Source organism: Klebsiella sp. CN_Kp104, from assembly GCF_040064515.1.
GTDB lineage: Bacteria > Pseudomonadota > Gammaproteobacteria > Enterobacterales > Enterobacteriaceae > Klebsiella > Klebsiella aerogenes.
On record NZ_JBEAII010000036.1, the window covers coordinates 98,984 to 113,063 of the forward strand.

At 55.3% G+C, this 14,080-nt stretch carries 19 protein-coding genes; 8 read left to right on the plus strand and 11 right to left on the minus strand.

Features of this window, described 5'->3' with window-relative positions; genetic code table 11:
• Positions 1 to 37 precede the first annotated feature (37 nt).
• The 4 genes from cgtA to rplU all read right to left on the minus strand — a co-directional run bounded on the left by cgtA (position 38) and on the right by rplU (position 2,883).
• A complete protein-coding gene (gene cgtA, locus ABLU80_RS18770) occupies positions 38 to 1,213 on the minus strand; it encodes an Obg family GTPase CgtA (protein WP_015369510.1) in 1,176 nt (391 codons plus the stop codon).
• A gap of 15 nt (positions 1,214 to 1,228) precedes the next feature.
• Positions 1,229 to 2,194, minus strand: a complete 966-nt coding sequence (locus tag ABLU80_RS18775) for a DMT family transporter (protein WP_015369509.1) — start codon at positions 2,192 to 2,194, stop codon at positions 1,229 to 1,231.
• Between the two features lie 98 nt (positions 2,195 to 2,292).
• A complete protein-coding gene (gene rpmA / locus ABLU80_RS18780; RefSeq protein ID WP_002434222.1) occupies positions 2,293 to 2,550 on the minus strand; it encodes a 50S ribosomal protein L27 in 258 nt (85 codons plus the stop codon).
• A 21-nt stretch (positions 2,551 to 2,571) separates the two neighbouring features.
• On the minus strand, positions 2,572 to 2,883 hold the full coding sequence (gene rplU, locus ABLU80_RS18785) for a 50S ribosomal protein L21 (protein ID WP_015703604.1): 312 nt from the start codon (positions 2,881 to 2,883) through the stop codon (positions 2,572 to 2,574).
• 260 nt (positions 2,884 to 3,143) lie between these two features.
• Here rplU and ispB point away from each other — a divergent pair, with 260 nt between their 5' ends.
• Both ispB and sfsB read left to right on the plus strand, forming a co-directional pair.
• Positions 3,144 to 4,115 (plus strand): octaprenyl diphosphate synthase, encoded by a 972-nt coding sequence (gene ispB, locus ABLU80_RS18790; RefSeq protein ID WP_015369507.1) that lies wholly within the window; start codon positions 3,144 to 3,146, stop codon positions 4,113 to 4,115.
• A 196-nt stretch (positions 4,116 to 4,311) separates the two neighbouring features.
• Complete coding sequence (sfsB, locus tag ABLU80_RS18795) at positions 4,312 to 4,584, plus strand: DNA-binding transcriptional regulator SfsB (protein WP_015703605.1); 273 nt, start codon at positions 4,312 to 4,314, stop codon at positions 4,582 to 4,584.
• 62 nt (positions 4,585 to 4,646) lie between these two features.
• Here sfsB and murA read toward each other — a convergent pair whose 3' ends face one another.
• The 7 genes from murA to mlaF all read right to left on the minus strand — a co-directional run bounded on the left by murA (position 4,647) and on the right by mlaF (position 9,454).
• Positions 4,647 to 5,906 carry a UDP-N-acetylglucosamine 1-carboxyvinyltransferase gene (gene murA, locus ABLU80_RS18800; RefSeq protein ID WP_015369505.1) on the minus strand — a complete coding sequence of 420 codons (1,260 nt, stop codon included), beginning with the start codon at positions 5,904 to 5,906 and terminating at the stop codon, positions 4,647 to 4,649.
• Between the two features lie 54 nt (positions 5,907 to 5,960).
• Positions 5,961 to 6,215, minus strand: coding sequence for a BolA family iron metabolism protein IbaG (ibaG, locus tag ABLU80_RS18805; protein ID WP_015369504.1), 255 nt, complete (start codon positions 6,213 to 6,215; stop codon positions 5,961 to 5,963).
• A gap of 136 nt (positions 6,216 to 6,351) precedes the next feature.
• The gene (mlaB, locus tag ABLU80_RS18810; protein ID WP_015369503.1) at positions 6,352 to 6,642 is read right to left on the minus strand and encodes a lipid asymmetry maintenance protein MlaB; all 291 of its coding nucleotides are present in this window, start codon (positions 6,640 to 6,642) and stop codon (positions 6,352 to 6,354) included.
• Positions 6,642 to 7,277, minus strand: coding sequence for a phospholipid-binding protein MlaC (gene mlaC / locus ABLU80_RS18815; RefSeq protein WP_015369502.1), 636 nt, complete (start codon positions 7,275 to 7,277; stop codon positions 6,642 to 6,644). The genes mlaB and mlaC overlap by 1 nt, the downstream gene beginning before the upstream one ends.
• 18 nt (positions 7,278 to 7,295) lie before the next feature.
• Positions 7,296 to 7,847 (minus strand): outer membrane lipid asymmetry maintenance protein MlaD, encoded by a 552-nt coding sequence (gene mlaD / locus ABLU80_RS18820; protein WP_015369501.1) that lies wholly within the window; start codon positions 7,845 to 7,847, stop codon positions 7,296 to 7,298.
• 4 nt (positions 7,848 to 7,851) lie between these two features.
• Positions 7,852 to 8,634, minus strand: a complete 783-nt coding sequence (gene mlaE / locus ABLU80_RS18825) for a lipid asymmetry maintenance ABC transporter permease subunit MlaE (RefSeq protein WP_015369500.1) — start codon at positions 8,632 to 8,634, stop codon at positions 7,852 to 7,854.
• Positions 8,635 to 8,641: 7 nt separating this feature from the next.
• Complete coding sequence (gene mlaF / locus ABLU80_RS18830; protein ID WP_015369499.1) at positions 8,642 to 9,454, minus strand: phospholipid ABC transporter ATP-binding protein MlaF; 813 nt, start codon at positions 9,452 to 9,454, stop codon at positions 8,642 to 8,644.
• Between the two features lie 206 nt (positions 9,455 to 9,660).
• On the opposite strand from mlaF, the gene ABLU80_RS18835 reads away from it, so the two are divergent.
• The 6 genes from ABLU80_RS18835 to lptB are packed head-to-tail and all read left to right on the plus strand — an operon-like array spanning position 9,661 to position 14,038.
• On the plus strand, positions 9,661 to 10,638 hold the full coding sequence (locus ABLU80_RS18835; RefSeq protein ID WP_042897934.1) for a calcium/sodium antiporter: 978 nt from the start codon (positions 9,661 to 9,663) through the stop codon (positions 10,636 to 10,638).
• 14 nt (positions 10,639 to 10,652) lie between these two features.
• On the plus strand, positions 10,653 to 11,639 hold the full coding sequence (kdsD, locus tag ABLU80_RS18840) for an arabinose-5-phosphate isomerase KdsD (RefSeq protein ID WP_047039059.1): 987 nt from the start codon (positions 10,653 to 10,655) through the stop codon (positions 11,637 to 11,639).
• A gap of 14 nt (positions 11,640 to 11,653) precedes the next feature.
• Positions 11,654 to 12,220 (plus strand): 3-deoxy-manno-octulosonate-8-phosphatase KdsC, encoded by a 567-nt coding sequence (kdsC, locus tag ABLU80_RS18845; RefSeq protein WP_015369496.1) that lies wholly within the window; start codon positions 11,654 to 11,656, stop codon positions 12,218 to 12,220.
• Positions 12,217 to 12,792, plus strand: coding sequence for an LPS export ABC transporter periplasmic protein LptC (gene lptC, locus ABLU80_RS18850; RefSeq protein WP_015369495.1), 576 nt, complete (start codon positions 12,217 to 12,219; stop codon positions 12,790 to 12,792). Before kdsC ends, lptC begins: the two co-directional genes overlap by 4 nt.
• Positions 12,761 to 13,306, plus strand: a complete 546-nt coding sequence (gene lptA, locus ABLU80_RS18855; RefSeq protein WP_015369494.1) for a lipopolysaccharide ABC transporter substrate-binding protein LptA — start codon at positions 12,761 to 12,763, stop codon at positions 13,304 to 13,306. Before lptC ends, lptA begins: the two co-directional genes overlap by 32 nt.
• Positions 13,307 to 13,312: 6 nt before the next feature.
• A complete protein-coding gene (lptB, locus tag ABLU80_RS18860) occupies positions 13,313 to 14,038 on the plus strand; it encodes an LPS export ABC transporter ATP-binding protein (protein ID WP_004206203.1) in 726 nt (241 codons plus the stop codon).
• Positions 14,039 to 14,080 lie beyond the last annotated feature (42 nt).

A 14,080-nucleotide genomic window follows, 5' to 3' on the forward strand; every position in this document is an offset into this window, starting at 1 on the left:
GGGCCGCATTGGATGATGCGGCCCTTTTTACTCAGGATTAACGTTTGTAGATGAATTCGACGCCTTCTTCGTCGTCTTCGTCCCAGTCGTCATCCCAGTCTTCGTCATCTTCTTCCAGTTCGGCTTCTTCAAGCTGCTGACGGTGATAGTCGTCCCACATGAACTCGACTTTCTCCGGCTTCTGCTCTTCTTCCGCCTGCACGATTGGGTTTTCGATGATAAAGGTCATCACGTCCCAGCACAGCTCTTTAACGCCCTGCTGGCTGGCCGCGGAGATCAGGTAGAACTTGTCTTCCCAACCCAGCGCTTCGGCGATGGCCTTCGCTTTGGCTTCAGCTTCCGCTTTGTCCATCAGGTCAATCTTGTTGAAGACCAACCAGCGCGGTTTAGAGGCCAGCTTCTCGCTGTATTTCTCCAGTTCGCCGATGATAATGCGCGCATTCTCAACCGGATCGGAACCGTCGATAGGCTCGATGTCGATAAGGTGCAGCAGCACGCGGCAGCGCTCGAGGTGCTTAAGGAAGCGAATACCAAGGCCAGCGCCTTCCGCCGCGCCTTCAATCAGCCCCGGAATATCGGCGACCACAAAGCTCTTCTCGTTATCCATACGCACCACGCCCAGGCTCGGCACCAGGGTGGTAAATGGATAGTCGGCCACTTTCGGCTTCGCCGCGGAGACCGCGCGAATGAAGGTGGATTTACCGGCATTCGGCATCCCCAGCATCCCCACGTCTGCCAGCAGCATCAGTTCGAGCTGCAGATCGCGCTTATCGCCCGGCGTACCCATGGTTTTCTGACGCGGGGTACGGTTAACGGATGATTTGAAGCGTGTGTTGCCAAGACCGTGCCAGCCGCCTTTCGCGACCATTAAACGCTGACCGTGCTTGGTCATATCGCCCATGGTCTCGCCGGTTCCCTGGTCGATGACACGGGTCCCTACAGGCACTTTCACCGTGACATCTTTACCGCGTTTACCGGTGCAGTCGCGGCTCTGACCGTTCTGTCCGCGTTCTGCGCGGAAAGATTTTTCGAATCGATAGTCGATCAGGGTGTTGAGGTTCTCGTCAGCTTCCAGCCAAACGTCGCCGCCGTCACCGCCATCGCCGCCGTCCGGGCCGCCTCGCGGAATATATTTTTCGCGGCGGAAGCTAACGCAACCATTGCCGCCGTCACCTGCTACGACCAGGATCGTTGCTTCATCTACAAACTTCATTTTACTCTCCGTAAATCATTCGCCTGAGCGGGGCAGCGGTACAACCGCTTCTCGCTTGCGCCAGCGTCCCCAAAGACGATGGCCAATGGCGGAATACATCGCGCCCGCAACCACGACAAACGCACCGAGATAACCAATCAGGTTTAACATCGGTCTGGCGAAAACATCGGGCCAGGCCATTGATAATAAATCAGAAAACAGTAGCGTAAACAGTGGCGTTAAGGTAATTAACGCGCTGACCTGCGCCGCCTGCCAGCGCGCCATGGCTTCCGCCAGCGCCCCGTAGCCGACCAGGGTATTCAGCCCGCAAAAAATCAGGCAAGCCAGTTGCCAGTCGCTCAGTTGGGATATCACCCCCGGTTTAGCGAGTGGCAGTAATGCAATAGTACATAAAGTGTACAGCAAAAATAGTATCTGCTGTGATGCCAGGCGCCGCAATAACACCTTTTGCGCGACCCCGTAGCTTACCCACACCGTTGCCGCTGCGACACCAAAAATTACCCCCCACGTGTAATCCGTGAGACGGGTAAAGATTTCAATCAGGCTGGTGTTGAAAAACATCACCAGCCCGCTGAGCAACATCAGCGCCCCCACAACCTGGGTACCGCGCATGCGCTCTTTCAGAATCACAACGCTTGCCACCATCATGCCGACCGGCGATAGCTGGCCGATGACCTGAGAGGCCGTTGGACTGAGATATTGCAGGGAAGAGCTGAACAGAATGAAGTTACCGAATAGGCCGCCGGTAGCAATCGCTAATAAAACCAACCAGCGCGGCTTGCGAAAAATTCGCAGCGGCGGCAGTTTGCCTTTGATGGCGAGGATCGCGCCAAGACCAATACTGGCCATCAAAAAGCGATAAAAGACCACCGTTGGCGGCTCCATCACTTCAAGAACCTGCTTCATTGCAATTGGCAGTGCTCCCCAACACATCGCGGTGGTTAGCGCCAAAAGAATGCCAATGCCGGCCTGCTGCTTCATGATGCCCGTTTTCCCTGCAGAAATTTTTCCGGGATTCTAATGTAAAAAGCCCCGCAACGTGTTGCGGGGCTTTCATCCGTCACCAGGACGCGAAAAACTTATTCAGCAACGATGCTGATGAATTTACGGTTTTTCGGGCCTTTAACTTCGAACTTGACTTTACCGTCAGTCAAAGCGAACAGAGTGTGGTCACGGCCGCAACCAACGTTGGTGCCAGCGTGGAATTTAGTACCACGTTGACGAACGATGATGCTACCTGCCAGAACTGCTTCACCGCCGAAACGTTTTACGCCCAGACGTTTAGCTTCTGAATCGCGACCGTTACGAGTCGAGCCGCCAGCCTTTTTATGTGCCATTTAAATCTACTCCCTCAAGTCTTAGGCGCTGATGCCAGTGATTTTCACATCAGTGAACCACTGACGGTGGCCTGCTTGCTTACGATAGTGTTTACGACGACGAAACTTAACGATTTTAACTTTCTCGCCACGACCGTGAGCAACAACTTCAGCTTTGATTACGCCGCCCTCAACGAAAGGAACGCCGATCTTGATTTCTTCACCGTTTGCGATCATCAGAACTTCAGCGAACTCAACAGCTTCGCCAGTTGCGATGTCCAGCTTTTCCAGGCGAACGGTCTGACCTTCGCTTACTCGGTGTTGTTTACCACCACTTTGGAAAACCGCGTACATATAAAACTCCGCTTCCGCGCACCTCTTCGTGTGATTCAGAGTGCGCTATAAATATTCACAATAGGGCGCGAATATTACGCAAAACGCGACCCTTTGACAAGAGCGATCATCGATCAACGCAGAAAAAAAACACAACTTTCACGCTAACGTTTATCTGCGCTGATTTTTCAGTACAATCATATCTTCTTTTAATTCTATCTTAATCCTTCTGTGATCCCACCTGGATTCGCGGTAACAGGACATTTGGCCCGGCTTTTGCGATGAATTTAGAAAAAATCAATGAGTTAACCGCGCAGGATATGGCGGGTGTCAATGCGGCAATCCTTGAGCAGCTCAACTCAGATGTTCAGCTTATCAATCAGTTAGGCTACTACATCGTCAGCGGAGGCGGAAAACGTATTCGTCCGATGATCGCCGTGCTTGCAGCTCGCGCGGTCGGCTATCAGGGGAATGCGCACGTCAACATCGCCGCACTGATCGAATTTATTCATACCGCGACCCTACTGCATGACGACGTCGTCGACGAGTCCGATATGCGCCGCGGCAAGGCGACGGCCAATGCCGCGTTCGGTAACGCCGCCAGCGTACTGGTGGGCGACTTTATCTACACCCGCGCCTTCCAGATGATGACTCGTCTCGGTTCGCTGAAGGTGCTGGAGGTGATGTCGGAAGCCGTAAACGTCATTGCCGAAGGCGAAGTCCTGCAGTTGATGAACGTCAACGACCCGGATATCACGGAAGAGAACTATATGCGGGTCATCTACAGTAAGACCGCCCGTCTGTTTGAAGCCGCTTCGCAGTGTTCCGGTATCCTGGCTGGTTGCAGCGCGGAAGAAGAACAGGCGCTGCAGGATTATGGCCGTTACCTCGGCACCGCGTTTCAGCTGATTGACGATCTGCTGGATTACAGTTCCGATGGCGAACGCCTTGGCAAAAACGTCGGTGATGACCTGAACGAAGGCAAACCAACGCTGCCTCTGCTACACGCTATGCATCACGGTACCCCGGATCAGGCGGCAATGATTCGCGGCGCTATCGAGCAGGGTAACGGGCGTCATCTGCTTGACGCGGTACTTGAAACCATGGCGGCCTGCGGTTCGCTGGAGTGGACGCAGAAACGTGCGGAAGAAGAAGCCGATAAAGCTATCGCCGCACTGCAGGTTCTGCCGGATACGCCATGGCGCGATGCCCTCATCGGCCTTGCGCATATCGCCGTTCAGCGCGACCACTAACCCCCTCCTTCTCTCCCGTACTCACCGCGCGGGAGAGTTCCAATAAAATCCAATATTCTTCAAATAATGCCAGAAACCTTAATATATTCTGAATATACAAGAACGATACGGGAACTTGTTAAAACCATATAAGAACCAGGGTATAGTATTTCGGCCGTCCGTATTGACGCGCAGACAGTTATCACTGGGAGAATTTATGGATAAGTTCATCGACTGGCATTCAGCGGATATTATTGCCGGCCTTCGCAAAAAGGGGACGTCCCTCGCAGCTGAGTCGCGACGTCACGGATTAAGCTCTTCTACGCTTGCCAACGCGCTAACCCGTCCGTGGCCTAAAGGCGAATTGATTATTGCGAACGCGCTGGGAACCGATCCGTGGGTTATCTGGCCATCGCGTTACCACGACCCCATTACCCATCAGTTCATCGACAGAACGCAGATGATGCGTCAGAAGAGACATAAGACCTAACGTGAGGGAGAGATCGATAGCAGCCCCCGGACGGACGTCAGAGGGCTGCTACCGCAGCAGAATTACTCGCCTTTGACGCGTTCGATATTCGCGCCCAGAGCCTGCAGTTTATCTTCGATGCGCTCATAGCCGCGATCGATATGATAGATACGGTCGACTATGGTCGTCCCTTCCGCAATACAACCCGCCAGCACCAGGCTTGCAGATGCACGCAGGTCGGTCGCCATGACCTGTGCGCCGGACAGCTTCGCGACACCGTGGCAAATCGCGGTATTGCTTTCGATTTCCGCGTGCGCGCCCATACGGATCAGTTCCGGAATGTGCATGAAGCGGTTCTCGAAGATGGTTTCGGTGATAACACCCGTTCCTTCAGCCACCAGGTTCAGCAAGGTGAACTGCGCCTGCATGTCGGTTGGGAAACCCGGGTGCGGCGCGGTACGCACGTTGACCGCTTTCGGACGGTTGCCGTGCATATCGAGGCTAATCCAGTCTTCACCGACTTCAATGTCCGCGCCAGCTTCACGCAGCTTAGCCAGTACCGCATCCAGGGTATCAGGCTGCGCATGACGGCACATAATTTTACCGCCGGAGATCGCCGCAGCGACCAGGAAGGTACCGGTTTCGATACGGTCCGGCAGCACGCGATAAACGCCGCCGCCCAGACGCGCAACGCCCTCAATGGTGATACGGTCGGAACCCTGACCCGTAATCTTCGCGCCCAGCGCGTTAAGGAAGTTGGCGGTATCGACGATTTCCGGCTCGCGCGCGGCGTTTTCAATCACGGTCGTGCCTTCAGCCAGCGTCGCCGCGCTCATGATAGTCACGGTCGCGCCTACGCTGACCTTATCCATCACGATATGCGCGCCTTTCAGACGCCCGTTAACCGACGCCTTCACATAGCCTTCTTCCAGTTTGATTTCCGCGCCCAGCTGTTCCAGGCCGGTAATGTGCAGGTCGACCGGACGCGCGCCGATAGCGCAGCCGCCCGGTAGAGAAACCTGGCCCTGGCCGAAACGCGCCACCAGCGGCCCCAGCGCCCAGATGGAAGCGCGCATGGTTTTCACTAAATCGTACGGAGCACAGAAAACATTTACCGGGCCGGCATCGATCCATACGGAACCATTGCGCTCGACCTTCGCGCCCAGCTGGCTCAGCAGCTTCATGGTGGTATCGATATCTTTCAGCTTCGGTACGTTCTGGATTTCAATCGGCTCTTCGGCTAACAGCGCGGCAAAGAGGATTGGCAGGGCAGCGTTTTTAGCGCCGGAAATGGTGACCTCGCCCTGCAGGCGAGTCGGCCCCTGAACACGGAATTTATCCATTGATTCTGTTCTCGGTTAAAAATTCATCAACGCTGTAGGGAACATCCCTACAGCTTAAAAGCCATTAAGTTTGCGATCGCGTGCCCATTCTTGCGGGGTAAACGCTTTGATCGACAGCGCATGAATGCGATTGTCGGCAATATATTCCATCAGCGGCGCGTAGATAGCCTGCTGTTTTTTTACCCGGCTCATGCCGTCAAACATCTCACCCACAGCGATAACCTGAAAGTGGCTGCCATCGCCAGAGACGTGGACTTCCTGAAGGGAGAGTGCGTTCATCAGCACGGTCTGAATTTCATGATTTTCCATGGGATCACATTTTTCTGAGTGTGAAAACAGCCCAACATCTTAGAGGAAAGTGGCGCTGTCTTAAACAAGCAAAAAGCCCCATCGAACAGATTGATGGGGCTTTCAGAATAGCTTCAGCATTAACCTACTGAAAAATTTACGGGATCATGTCCGCCGGAAGGTTGTAAAGACTCACCAGCGTTTGCAGGTTTTCGCTTTTCCCTACCACTTGCGCCGTTTTGCCCTGCCGACGTACCAGCGCGACAAAATGAACCAGCAACGCTACCCCGGCGCTATCGACCCGTGAAACGTCGCTGAGGTCGATAGTGGATACGCCGTCGGTCGCCTGCGCGCGTGCATTCCACAGCGGCAGTATAAATTCCTGATCCAGTTCGCCGCGCAACGCCAGGCGTTCACCGTCGCGGTTCCAGCTCAGTTGTTCGCTCATTATTTCTTCTGATCCAGAGTGATAGGCTGGGCAGAAATAGCTTTCAGCTGCGCGGTCAGACCATCAACACCTTTCGTGCGCAGCAGGTCGCTCCACTCGTTTTGTTTGGTGGTGATCATGCTGACGCCTTCGGCGATCATGTCATAAGCCTGCCAGTTGCCGGTCTGGGTATTTTTACGCCATTGGAAGTCCAGACGTACCGGAGGACGGCCATTCGGGTCGAGGATGGTGACGCGAATCGGCACGATGGTTGCGCTGCCCAGCGGCTGCTCAGGCGCAATTTGGTAAGTCTGGCCGTGATACATCGCCAGCGCCTGACCGTAAGCCTGTTTCAGATACTCGCGGAAGGCGGCGAAATAGGCTTCACGTTGTGCAGGCGTCGCCTCTTTGTAGTAACGGCCCAGCACCAGCGCGCCGGCATATTTCACCTGCACGTAAGGCAGCAGCTCCTGATCGACGATATCACGCAGATAGTTCGGGTTGGCTTTGATCTTCGGCTGTTCGTTCTTCAGACGATCGAAGGTCTTCTGCGCCGCTTCGTCCATCAACTTATACGGGTTAGTTTGATCCGCGGCATGCGCGGCTGTTAGTGGAGCAATCACCAGCATGGCGACCATGAGTAAGCGTTTAAACATATCTTGTCTCTCCTGAAATTAATGCGTCATGCCGGCCTGCGGCGTAGCGTCAGTATGACCCTCAGCCGCCGCCTTATCATTGTCAGAATTCTGATTATCGCTGCCCTTGCTGTTATAGAGGAACTGGCCAATCAGATCTTCCAACACCATGGCGGACTTGGTGTCCTGAATCGTACCGCCGTCTTTAAGAATCGCGGTGCCCAGTTCCGGGTCTTCAAAACCGACGTTCAGCGCCAGGTACTGCTCCCCGAGCAAACCAGAAGTACGAATCGCCAGCGAGCTGGTATCCGGAATGTGGTTGTAGCTTTCGTCGATATCGATGGCAACGCGCGGCAGATAGGTTTTTGGATCGAGGGTGATATCCGCGACGCGACCGACCACCACACCGCCGATGCGCACCGGTGAACGCGCTTTCAGGCCGCCGATGTTATCGAAGGTCGCATAAAGACGATAAGTCGGTTCGGTACGCAACGAGGTGACGTTCGCCGCCTTCAGACAGACAAACAGCGCCGCCAGCAGCGCCGCCAGTAAGAACACACCTACCCAGATCTCATTTTTTTTCGTTTGCATGAACTTAATTCCCAAACATCAGCGCAGTCAGCACAAAATCCAGCCCCAGAACCGCCAGCGACGAATGCACCACGGTGCGCGTCGTTGCCCGGCTAATTCCAGCGGAAGTGGGGATAGCGTCATAACCATTGAATAACGCAATCCAGGTTACCGTAACGGCAAAAACCAGACTTTTAATCAGGCAGTTAACCAGATCCATTCGCCAGTCGACGGCATTTTGCATCGCGGTCCAGAAGAACCCCGCGTCGATGCCTTTCCAGCTGACGCCAACCAGCGAACCGCCCCAGACGCCTACGGCGACGAATATGATCGTCAACAGCGGAAGCGAGATAACCCCGGCCCAGAAGCGCGGCGAAATCACCCGGCGCAGCGGATCCACCGCCATCATTTCCATGCTGGAGAGCTGCTCGGTCGCCCGCATCAGGCCAATCTCGGCGGTTAACGCCGAACCGGCTCGCCCGGCGAAAAGCAGTGCGGCTACCACCGGCCCCAGCTCGCGCAGCAGCGACAGCGCCACCAGCATACCCAGGCTGGTCTCTGCGCTATAGGTCGTTAATACCAGATAGCCCTGCAGCCCCAGTACCATACCGATGAACAGCCCCGAGACGATAATAATCAGCATCGATAACACGCCGACGTTATACAGCTGGCGCACCAGCAGCGGAGCATGTTTGCGAAATTCCGGCTTGCCCACCACGGCATTAAACAGCATTAATCCGGCGCGCCCGAAGGTCGCGGTGGTTTTGATGCCGCGGTGTCCGAGCGCTGCCAACGCATTGAATAGCATGAGTCGTTTAGCTCCCTTTGCCTAATAAATCATGGTGGTAATCGCCCGCAGGATAGCGGAACGGCACCGGGCCGTCAGCGATGCCATCAATGAACTGGCGCACGCGCGGATCGCTATTTTCACGCAGCGATTGCGCGCTGCCGTGGGCAACGATTTTCTTATCCGCCACGATGTAGGCGTAATCCGCAATGCTCAGCACTTCCGGTACGTCGTGCGATACCACAATGCAGGTCACTCCCAGGGTACTATTCAGCTCTGAGATAAGTTTAACCAATACGCCCATGGTGATGGGATCCTGTCCGACGAAAGGTTCATCAAACATGATCAGATCCGGCTCAAGGGCAATCGCCCGCGCCAACGCCGCGCGCCGCGCCATCCCGCCGGAAAGTTCCGAAGGCATCAGTTTCGCCGCGCCGCGTAGCCCAACCGCCTCCAGCTTCATCATGACGGTGGTGTGCAGTAGCGCATCCGGCAACTGAGTATGTTCGCGCAGCGGGTAAGCTACGTTATCAAACACGTTCATATCGGTGAATAGCGCGCCGGACTGAAACAGCATGCTCATGCGTTTACGCACGGTATACAGCCGCGAGCGCGTCATTTGCGGCACGTTTTCGCCGTCAAACAGGATCTCGCCGCTGTCCGGCGGGATCTGGCCGCCGATCAAACGCAGCAGGGTCGTCTTGCCGATCCCCGATGGCCCCATAATGGCGGTAATCTTGCCGCGAGGCACCGATAGCGAGATATCATCGAAGATGACGCGGTCGCCCCGAGAGAAACGAATACCGCGAACCTCGACTAAATTCGCCAGAGTTTGGCTCATAAAATCATCCTTACTAAACCTTCGGGCTAAGCATGGCGCTTTCTTTCACCACAAACCCAACATTTTTACAGAATCTTACCTGCCCGGGTTAGCGAAAGCTGGCATTTGTTTTACTTTTGCCACACATAAAGTCAAAATTAAGAATTCGTTACGCTGCGTACGGACGGCCAGCGAGGCGACGATTATACCTGAAGAAAGGACTTTAGATGCTCTTAGCAACGGCTCTGTTAATAATTGGTTTACTGCTGGTAGTTTACAGCGCCGATCGTCTGGTATACGCCGCTTCAATACTGTGTCGCATGATGGGGATCCCGCCGCTCATCATCGGCATGACGGTCGTGAGCATCGGTACCAGCCTGCCGGAGATCATCGTTTCCACCGCCGCCTCCCTTCACGGGCAAACCGATCTGGCGATCGGTACGGCGTTGGGATCCAATATTACGAATATTCTATTAATTCTCGGTCTTGCCGCCCTGCTCCATCCATTTACCGTGCATTCTGATATCCTGCGCCGCGAATTGCCGCTAATGTTGCTGGTCAGTTTACTGGCGGGATTTGTGCTCTACGATGGCCAGCTCTCGCGTCTGGACGGGCTGTTTTTACTGGCGCTGGCCATACTGTGGCTGGTGTTTACCCTAAAAATAGCGCGCCTGGCGGAACGCCAGGGCAGCGATAGCCTGACCCGGGAACAGCTGGCGGAGCTACCGCGCGGTGGTTCGCTGCCCGTCGCCCTGCTGTGGCTTGGGGTGGCGATGATCGTCATGCCGATGGCCACCCGTATGGTGGTAGATAACGCCACGGTGTTGGCGAACTATTTCGCCATTAGCGAACTGACGGTGGGCTTAACGGTCATTGCTATCGGCACCAGCCTGCCGGAACTGGCCACCGCTATCGCCGGCGCACGAAAAGGGGAAGACGATATCGCCATCGGGAATATCATTGGCGCCAATATCCTTAATCTCGTGCTGGTGCTCGGGCTGCCGGCGTTAATCGCCCCTGGCGCCTTCCCTGCTGAAGCTTTTACGCGCGACTACAGCGTGATGCTGCTGGTCAGCGCGATCTTCGCGCTGCTGTGCTGGCGGCGTAAACGGCAGCCGGGGCGCGTAGCGGGCGCCTTGCTGGTCGGCGGCTTTCTGGTTTGGTTGGCGGTGCTGTTCTGTTCAGCGCCGTACTTCGTTGAATGAATTGGGGTAACATCATGTCGCAAATAGATTTGCCAACAGATTTTGACTTTCAACAGGCAGGACGTCAGGTTCTGGAAATTGAACGTGAAGGTCTGGCCCAGCTCGATCAGTATATTAATGAAGATTTCACCCGCGCCTGTGAGACGATTTTCCGCTGCGGCGGTAAGGTCGTAGTGATGGGTATGGGCAAATCCGGGCATATCGGGCGCAAAATGGCGGCGACCTTCGCCAGTACCGGCACCTCGGCTTTTTTTGTCCATCCCGGTGAAGCCGCTCACGGCGATTTGGGGATGGTGACGCCGCAGGATGTGGTCATCGCGTTATCTAATTCCGGTGAATCTAATGAAATCCTGGCGTTGATTCCGGTGCTTAAACGCCAGCAGGTGCCGCTTATCTGCGTCACCAGCCGTCCGGATAGCAGCATGGCGCGCGCCGCCGATATTCATCTGTGTGTGAAAGTGCCGAAAGAGGCCTGTCCGCTAGGGCTGGCGCCGACCTCCAGCACCACCGCCGCGCTGGTGATGGGTGACGCCCTCGCCGTGGCGCTGCTCGAAGCGCGCGGCTTTACCGCCGAAGATTTCGCCCTGTCGCACCCCGGCGGCGCACTCGGTCGTAAGCTGCTGCTGCGGGTCAATGATATTATGCATACTGGCGACGAGATCCCCCACGTCGGCCTGCAGGCTACCCTGCGCGACGCGCTGCTGGAAATCACCCGCAAAAATCTGGGCATGACGGCCATCTGCGACGAGGAGATGAATATCGTCGGCATCTTCACCGATGGCGACCTGCGCCGCGTCTTCGATACCGGCGTCGATATGCGCAACGCCAGCATCGCTGAAGTCATGACCCCAGGCGGGATCCGCATTCGTCCAGGCATGCTGGCGGTAGATGCGCTCAACCTGATGCAGTCCCGCCATATCACCTGCGTGCTGGTTGCCGATGGCGACCAGCTGCTAGGTGTGGTACATATGCACGATCTGCTGCGCGCTGGCGTAGTGTAAGTAAGGATAAAATAATGAATAATGCTGATGCCCAGGTCGACACCTGCTACGGGCCGGTAAGCCAGGAATTTATCGACCGGGCGGCGAAGATCCGTTTACTGATCCTCGACGTCGACGGCGTACTTTCCGATGGTCTTATCTATATGGGCAACAACGGCGAAGAGCTGAAAGCGTTTAACGTCCGCGATGGCTACGGGATCCGCTGCGCGCTGACTTCCGGTATTGAAGTCGCGATTATTACCGGGCGAAAAGCTAAACTGGTAGAAGACCGCTGCCAGACGCTGGGCATTACGCATCTGTATCAAGGTCAGTCCGATAAGCTGTTGGCGTTTCGTGAATTATTAAGCAAACTGGCGGTTCGCCCGGATGAAGTCGCTTATATTGGCGACGATCTGATCGACTGGCCGGTAATGGCGGAAGTCGGTTTAAGCGTCGCCGTCGCCGATGCGCATCCGCTGCTGCTCCCGCGGGCGAATTACGTCACGCGAATTAACGGCGGACGCGGCGCGGTACGCGAAGTCTGCGATTTGTTACTATTGGCGCAGGGCAAGCTTGATGAGGCCAAAGGGCAATCAATATGAGTAAAACCAGACGTTGGGTTATCATCTTACTATCGCTGGTCGCGTTGATCCTGATCGGCCTGAACCTGGCGAGTACGGACGACACCGCGACCGTCGCGGTCAATCCTAACGATCCGACGTATAAAAGCGAGCATACCGATACCGTGGTGTATAGCCCGGAAGGCGCGCTGAGCTATCGTCTGATAGCCGAGCATGTCGAATACTTTTCCGAACAAGAAGTATCGTGGTTCACCAACCCGGTGATGACCACCTTTGATACCAATAAGGTTCCGACCTGGTCAATCAGAGCGGATAAAGCCAAGTTAACCAACGACCGTATGCTGTATCTTTACGGCCATGTTGAGGTCGACGCGTTGAGCCCCGACTCTCAACTGCGCAAAATTACCACCGATAACGCGCAGGTAAACCTGGTGACCCAGGATGTAACCTCTGACGATATGGTGACGTTGTACGGAACAACATTTAATTCCAGCGGCCTGAAAATGCGCGGGAACCTACGCAGCAAAAATGCCGAGCTGATTGAAAAGGTTAGAACCTCTTATGAAATTCAGAACAAACAAACTCAGCCTTAACATTGCGCTCGCAAGCGCGCTTCTGGCCGCCAGCCTGCCGGCTCTGGCAAAAACCGGCGATACCGATCAGCCGATTCACATCGAGTCCGATCAGCAGTCGTTGGATATGCAGGGCAACGTCGTGACCTTCACCGGCAACGTGGTCGTCACCCAGGGGACCATTAAAATCAATGCCGACAAAGTCGTGGTTACTCGCCCTGGCGGTGAAAAAGGCAAAGAGGTGATCGACGGTTTCGGCAATCCGGCCACCTTCTATCAGATGCAGGACAATGGCAAGCCGGTGAAAGGCCGCGCGTCGAAAATGCATTATGAACTGCAGAACGATTTCGTGGTGCTGACCGGCAACGCGCATCTGGAACAGCTGGATAGCAATATTCAGGGCGACAAAATCACCTATCTGGTGAAAGAGCAGAAAATGCAGGCCTTCAGTAACAAAGGCGGTCGCGTGACTACGGTGCTGGTACCTTCGCAGTTGCAGGACAAAAGCGGCGATCAGCAGAAGAAAGGTAAGTAATCCGTTATGGCAACATTAACTGCAAAAAATCTCGCCAAAGCCTACAAAGGCCGCCGCGTGGTGGAAGACGTCAGCCTGACCGTCAACTCCGGTGAAATCGTCGGCCTGCTGGGCCCGAACGGCGCCGGTAAGACCACCACCTTTTATATGGTGGTAGGCATCGTGCCGCGCGACGCCGGCAACATCATCATTGACGATGAAGATATCAGCCTGCTGCCGCTACATGCCCGCGCGCGCCGCGGCATCGGTTACCTGCCGCAGGAAGCCTCTATTTTCCGCCGCCTGAGCGTCTACGATAATCTGATGGCGGTGCTACAGATCCGCGACGATCTCAGCAGCGAACAGCGTGAAGATCGCGCTAAAGAGCTGATGGAAGAGTTCCACATTGAACACCTGCGCGATAGCCTGGGCCAGGCGCTCTCCGGCGGTGAACGCCGCCGCGTCGAAATCGCCCGCGCGCTGGCGGCGAACCCGAAATTCATCCTGCTGGATGAACCGTTCGCCGGGGTTGACCCTATCTCTGTTATCGATATTAAACGCATCATCGAACACCTGCGCGACAGCGGGCTGGGCGTACTCATTACTGACCATAACGTCAGGGAGACGCTGGCGGTCTGTGAACGAGCTTATATCGTGAGCCAGGGCCATCTCATCGCCCACGGCACCCCGCAGCAAATCCTTGAAGACGAGCAGGTTAAACGCGTGTACCTTGGGGAAGACTTCAGACTCTGATAGGGTAGAGGTTATAGACGTTTTAGCCGGAGATATTGACCC

Excerpts from the sequence above, each read along its gene's own strand:
- kdsD (WP_047039059.1), top strand. The coding sequence starts at position 10,653 with ATGTCGCAAATAGATTTGCCAACAGATTTTGACTTTCAACAGGCAGGA.
- murA (WP_015369505.1), bottom strand. The coding sequence starts at position 5,906 with ATGGATAAATTCCGTGTTCAGGGGCCGACTCGCCTGCAGGGCGAGGTC.
- mlaF (WP_015369499.1), bottom strand. The coding sequence starts at position 9,454 with ATGAGCCAAACTCTGGCGAATTTAGTCGAGGTTCGCGGTATTCGTTTC.
- mlaB (WP_015369503.1), bottom strand. The coding sequence starts at position 6,642 with ATGAGCGAACAACTGAGCTGGAACCGCGACGGTGAACGCCTGGCGTTG.
- ABLU80_RS18775 (WP_015369509.1), bottom strand. The coding sequence starts at position 2,194 with ATGAAGCAGCAGGCCGGCATTGGCATTCTTTTGGCGCTAACCACCGCG.
- ibaG (WP_015369504.1), bottom strand. The coding sequence starts at position 6,215 with ATGGAAAATCATGAAATTCAGACCGTGCTGATGAACGCACTCTCCCTT.
- lptA (WP_015369494.1), top strand. The coding sequence starts at position 12,761 with ATGAAATTCAGAACAAACAAACTCAGCCTTAACATTGCGCTCGCAAGC.
- sfsB (WP_015703605.1), top strand. The coding sequence starts at position 4,312 with ATGGATAAGTTCATCGACTGGCATTCAGCGGATATTATTGCCGGCCTT.
- rplU (WP_015703604.1), bottom strand. The coding sequence starts at position 2,883 with ATGTACGCGGTTTTCCAAAGTGGTGGTAAACAACACCGAGTAAGCGAA.
- cgtA (WP_015369510.1), bottom strand. The coding sequence starts at position 1,213 with ATGAAGTTTGTAGATGAAGCAACGATCCTGGTCGTAGCAGGTGACGGC.
- kdsC (WP_015369496.1), top strand. The coding sequence starts at position 11,654 with ATGAATAATGCTGATGCCCAGGTCGACACCTGCTACGGGCCGGTAAGC.
- lptB (WP_004206203.1), top strand. The coding sequence starts at position 13,313 with ATGGCAACATTAACTGCAAAAAATCTCGCCAAAGCCTACAAAGGCCGC.
- mlaD (WP_015369501.1), bottom strand. The coding sequence starts at position 7,847 with ATGCAAACGAAAAAAAATGAGATCTGGGTAGGTGTGTTCTTACTGGCG.
- mlaC (WP_015369502.1), bottom strand. The coding sequence starts at position 7,277 with ATGTTTAAACGCTTACTCATGGTCGCCATGCTGGTGATTGCTCCACTA.
- rpmA (WP_002434222.1), bottom strand. The coding sequence starts at position 2,550 with ATGGCACATAAAAAGGCTGGCGGCTCGACTCGTAACGGTCGCGATTCA.
- ABLU80_RS18835 (WP_042897934.1), top strand. The coding sequence starts at position 9,661 with ATGCTCTTAGCAACGGCTCTGTTAATAATTGGTTTACTGCTGGTAGTT.
- ispB (WP_015369507.1), top strand. The coding sequence starts at position 3,144 with ATGAATTTAGAAAAAATCAATGAGTTAACCGCGCAGGATATGGCGGGT.
- lptC (WP_015369495.1), top strand. The coding sequence starts at position 12,217 with ATGAGTAAAACCAGACGTTGGGTTATCATCTTACTATCGCTGGTCGCG.
- mlaE (WP_015369500.1), bottom strand. The coding sequence starts at position 8,634 with ATGCTATTCAATGCGTTGGCAGCGCTCGGACACCGCGGCATCAAAACC.